Source organism: Mesorhizobium sp. WSM2561, assembly GCF_000513915.1.
Taxonomy (GTDB): Bacteria; Pseudomonadota; Alphaproteobacteria; order Rhizobiales; family Rhizobiaceae; genus Mesorhizobium; species Mesorhizobium muleiense.
Map to the genome: position 1 here is coordinate 1 of NZ_AZUX01000103.1, position 2,427 is coordinate 2,427.

General features: G+C 62.3%; 4 protein-coding genes and 1 pseudogene. 4 read left to right on the plus strand and 1 reads right to left on the minus strand.

Annotated elements, in window-relative coordinates; all coding sequences use genetic code 11:
- The 3 genes from M727_RS38730 to M727_RS0132685 form a co-directional block, all read left to right on the plus strand.
- Nucleotides 1-756: DNA methyltransferase (locus tag M727_RS38730; protein ID WP_198032750.1), on the plus strand; the 756-nt coding region annotated here is incomplete at its 5' end.
- A gap of 361 nt (nt 757-1,117) precedes the next feature.
- Nucleotides 1,118-1,558: a hypothetical protein gene (locus tag M727_RS38740; protein ID WP_051505845.1), complete on the plus strand. Its 441-nt coding sequence runs from the start codon at nt 1,118-1,120 to the stop codon at nt 1,556-1,558.
- Nucleotides 1,555-1,911 (plus strand): hypothetical protein, encoded by a 357-nt coding sequence (locus M727_RS0132685; RefSeq protein WP_036264323.1) that lies wholly within the window; start codon nt 1,555-1,557, stop codon nt 1,909-1,911. Before M727_RS38740 ends, M727_RS0132685 begins: the two co-directional genes overlap by 4 nt.
- Before the next feature lie 51 nt (nt 1,912-1,962).
- Here M727_RS0132685 and M727_RS42690 read toward each other — a convergent pair whose 3' ends face one another.
- Nucleotides 1,963-2,133, minus strand: a complete 171-nt coding sequence (locus M727_RS42690) for a hypothetical protein (protein WP_198032751.1) — start codon at nt 2,131-2,133, stop codon at nt 1,963-1,965.
- Between the two features lie 184 nt (nt 2,134-2,317).
- Between M727_RS42690 and M727_RS43650 the strand changes: the two are divergent.
- Nucleotides 2,318-2,427: pseudogene (locus M727_RS43650) on the plus strand (resolvase); the annotation flags it as partial.

The window sequence follows — 2,427 nt, forward strand, 5'->3', positions numbered from 1 at the left end:
TGCTTCGCCAAGACGAAGGATTGCCGCCAGGCAAGGCGGCAGTGCAAGTGCTGCGCCGAGAAGGTGCTCGCCGGCATCAAACCGCACCTGTGCGTTTGCGATCCTCCATATGGCGTCAGCTACGATCCCTCATGGCGAGAGCGGTTCGGCGATGGAGAAGGTCTAGCCAGAGGCAAGGTGCTCAACGATGACCGTGTCGACTGGCGGGAAGCATGGGCGCTGTTTCCGGGAGATGTGATGTATGTTTGGCATGGCGCCCTTCATGCCGCAGCGGTCGCTTCAAGCCTTGAGGCCAGCGGCTTTGCCGTGCGCGCGCAGATCATCTGGGACAAGACCCGCCTGGTCATCGGCCGCGGAGACTATCACTGGCAGCACGAGCCGGCCTGGTACGCCGTCAGGAAGGGCAGGAAGGGCCACTGGGCGGGCGATCGCAAGCAGACCACCGTCTGGGCCATTCCTCATAGGAAGTCGGACACGGGCCACGGCACGCAAAAGCCCGTCGAATGCATGCGGCGACCAATCGAGAACAACTCCTCGCCCGGACAGGCAGTCTATGAGCCTTTCTGCGGCTCCGGCACCACGATCATCGCAGCCGAGATGACCGGCCGCTGCTGTCACGCGATCGAACTGAACGCAGCCTATGTCGATGTCGCGGTGCTGCGTTGGCAGGACTTCACCGGCCAGGCAGCAGTGCTGGAGGGCGACGAACGGACCTTCTCCGAGATCGCGGCGGCAAGAGCTGGAGGAGTGGCATGACCAGGATGGAGCTTGCCCGGGTTTGGCCGCCGAATCGCGATACTGCCGGCCTCGCCGGTTATAAGCCGATGAGCCCGGTTGAGGCGATCCGACGGAAGTGCCTGGACTGCTCAGGCCAGCAACTGGCTGAGGTAAAGCTCTGCGAGGCGGTTACCTGTCCCCTCTGGCCGTTCAGAGCCGGCCGCCATCCCTACACCAGAAAGTGCCTCCTGGAGGTCAATTCTGAGCAACGGCCCTCGACCGATACTCCGTTGGCCCAAAATCGTTCTTCGTCGGGAATTGACCTCCAGGAGCATGATTGCCGGGAAGGCGAGGCCAAGGCAGGCCGGGCGGCGAGTGTGGCATCTGGTGAGGCAGGCTGATGGCCCGCCCCAGCCATCAGCCCGATGCCTTTCATCGCCGTCAGGTAGAGGCGCTGGCAGGCTATGGTGTTCCGGAGGCGGACATTGCCGGGATGCTCGGTATCGATGCGAAGACGCTGCGCAAGCACTATAAACACGAACTGGCCTTTGGCCACACCAAGGCCAATGCCAAGGTGGCGGAGAACCTCTTCCGCAAGGCAACGGGCGAAGGTCGTGAAGCGGTCATCGCCGCGATCTTCTGGCTCAAGGCACGCGGCCGCTGGAAGGAGACCTCGGTCAACGAGCACTCAGGCCTGGACGGCAAGCCGATCGAGCAGGTGCATGAGATCCGCCGCAACATCCTTCGCGCTCCGGATCCTGCAAGCTTGGGCAAGTCTCCTGCCGGCACGCCGCCAGCGAACAATGCCGTCACCTTCTGGGACGCGGACCGGGCCGAATGAGCCCCGATATCGAAGTTCCTCTGGAAAACCGGCCACTGAGCTCCAGGGTAGAGGCGCTGGCCGGCTTCGGGCTTAGCACGGCCGACATCGCCTGCGTGCTCGCCACAGACGAGCAGGACCTCAAGGCGACCTACGCCCATGAGCTCGAGAGCGGCGCCATCAAGGTCAACGCACGGGTCGCCGAAAGCCTCTACCGCAAGGCGACCGGTGAAGGTCGGGAGGCCGTCACTGCAGCGATCTTCTGGCTGAAGACCAGGGCGCGCTGGAAGGAGACCTCCATCCATGAGCTAGAGGGAAAACTGGACACATCAGTGATCTTCGTAACCACCTATGAAGATATGAAGCTCCTGTAGGTGGCACGCCCGGCTCGTCGGACGGCTGGTCCGCTCATTTCCCCGCTCGGATCATTTTTCGTCGGCGAGGGTATTCTCAATGGCAGCGATATTGAGCTCAAGCATGGCCACTCGTTGAATCGTGCTGGCGCTCGGTATTGTGTTCTGCTCGGCGGCGGCGAGAAGCAGTTCCCGTTGCTCGTCCTTGAGACGTTTTGAGAGCGCTGTCAGTTTTTCGTGCATGTTAAACCCCAATGATCCAGAGTGGCTATAGGACACCGGCTAAGCACGCTCAAGACCGCGCGTCAGCGGACCTGAACGGAGCGCAGGCTATTTCCCCGGTAGGCCAGACATGAGTTGCTAGTGCTGGCCTTGTGAGCACACTGCAAACGGTGGTTTGCAGTTTGAACACCCCGGAAACAGCAGCATGACGAGCGCGGTCGCCTACTATCGAGTCTCCACACAGCGGCAAGGACGTTCTGGGTTGGGCATCGAGGCCCAGCGTGCCGCGGTCGCCCGCTTTGCCGAGGCCGAGGG